This window comes from Microcystis sp. M49636_WE2 (genome assembly GCF_030065375.1).
In the GTDB taxonomy this organism is placed as follows: Bacteria; Cyanobacteriota; Cyanobacteriia; order Cyanobacteriales; family Microcystaceae; genus Microcystis; species Microcystis aeruginosa_C.
Genome location: NZ_JASJFG010000309.1, coordinates 1 through 1,292, shown reverse-complemented (window position 1 = coordinate 1,292; position 1,292 = coordinate 1). Strand labels below are relative to the sequence as shown.

Genomic DNA, 1,292 nt, shown 5'->3' with positions numbered 1-1,292 from the left:
CTAAAACCTGATCCTCCATGGCGTGGGATAGCGCGGTCAGGGATGCTTTGAAGTACATCTGCGATCGCCATTGGGGGAGTAACTGCAACAGTTCTGTTAAAACAGAAGTTGATCTGCTCATCGATGATCTGTTTCGAGTCGGGTGTAACTAGCAGGCGCGATAGAGGGAACTAGCAATTTCTCCCTTGACCCTATCCTACAGGCTCAAGGGGACAAGAGGTGAGATCGTGATGGCAAGAAATTTAAACTGAGTGATGCCAAAAGTGAGCGAAATTAATCTAGTTAACTAGGTGTTGCTGAATAAATCTAAACCTTGTTGGGTAAGACTTTTAGACTTTTGGGAAATCAAAAAGTACCCGCCATTGGAGGGATCGGGGGGAAATTTTAGGGACTTTTTCCCTGAAAATTAGGTAATTTACCAGATGAAAATGGGTAAAACCCTACACCCTACACCCTACACCCTGCCCCCACGAGAAACTTTTTGCCGCAAACCCTAACTAGATGTAGGCGACTTTCATTGCCCAAAGGATCAGAGCAATAATACTACCGATGACGATAATCGACGATATCGCCACTACTGCCGGTTTATCGGCTCCCTCGAATTTCATGATGCCACGATTTAAGTCTGACATTGCTTTTAACTCCTTTTCATGAGATGGATGTAGAAAGTATGAGACACTTTAGGATCATAAATTAGCTAACTCTCATCTATCCGTGTTATTAGAAATTGGTATCATTCGGCTGTCTTTAATCATTCTAGGCGTTCTTTTCGCCCTTGGCCTTCTCCTTGAGGCTATTTTAAGAATTGTCTTCGGGTTCGGTAATCCGCTTATTTACAAAGCTGATGCCGAAATTGGCTATCTTTTGGCTCCTAATCAACAAACGCGCCGTTTTTCCAATTTTATCGCCGTTAATCAGTATTCGATGCGGAGCGATCCGATTACAACCCAACGGCCTCCGGAGACGACGAGAATCATGTTAATCGGTGATTCGATCGCTAATGGCTCCTGGTGGACAGATCAAAAAGAGACCATTGCTGCTTTAATCACCAAAAATTTAGGCCAAAATCTGACGGGTTCAGTGGAGGTTCTCAATGCTTCGGCTAATTCTTGGGGACCGCGCAATCAATTGGCCTATCTGCGACGTTTCGGCACCTTTGAATCTCAGGTGATTGTGTTATTAATGAACACCGATGATCTGTTCGCTTTAGCTCCTAGTTCGGCGGTGGTGGGACGAGAAATTAATTATCCCGATCACCGGCCAGCTTTAGCTTTAATCGAATTTTATGATCG

General features: G+C 44.3%; 3 protein-coding genes. 1 reads left to right on the top strand and 2 read right to left on the bottom strand.

What is annotated here, in order from left to right; translation table 11 throughout:
- On the bottom strand, positions 1–121 hold a 121-nt coding region (locus PX484_RS07490; RefSeq protein WP_288103326.1), incomplete at its 3' end, for a DICT sensory domain-containing protein.
- Between the two features lie 376 nt (positions 122–497).
- Positions 498–632 (bottom strand): hypothetical protein, encoded by a 135-nt coding sequence (locus tag PX484_RS07485; protein ID WP_002736350.1) that lies wholly within the window; start codon positions 630–632, stop codon positions 498–500.
- An 82-nt stretch (positions 633–714) separates the two neighbouring features.
- On the opposite strand from PX484_RS07485, the gene PX484_RS07480 reads away from it, so the two are divergent.
- Positions 715–1,292: SGNH/GDSL hydrolase family protein (locus PX484_RS07480; RefSeq protein ID WP_288103324.1), on the top strand; the 578-nt coding region annotated here is incomplete at its 3' end.

What these genes read in the sequence shown, in the direction of transcription:
- PX484_RS07485 (WP_002736350.1), bottom strand. Translation starts at nt 632, where the DNA reads ATGTCAGACTTAAATCGTGGCATCATGAAATTCGAGGGAGCCGATAAA.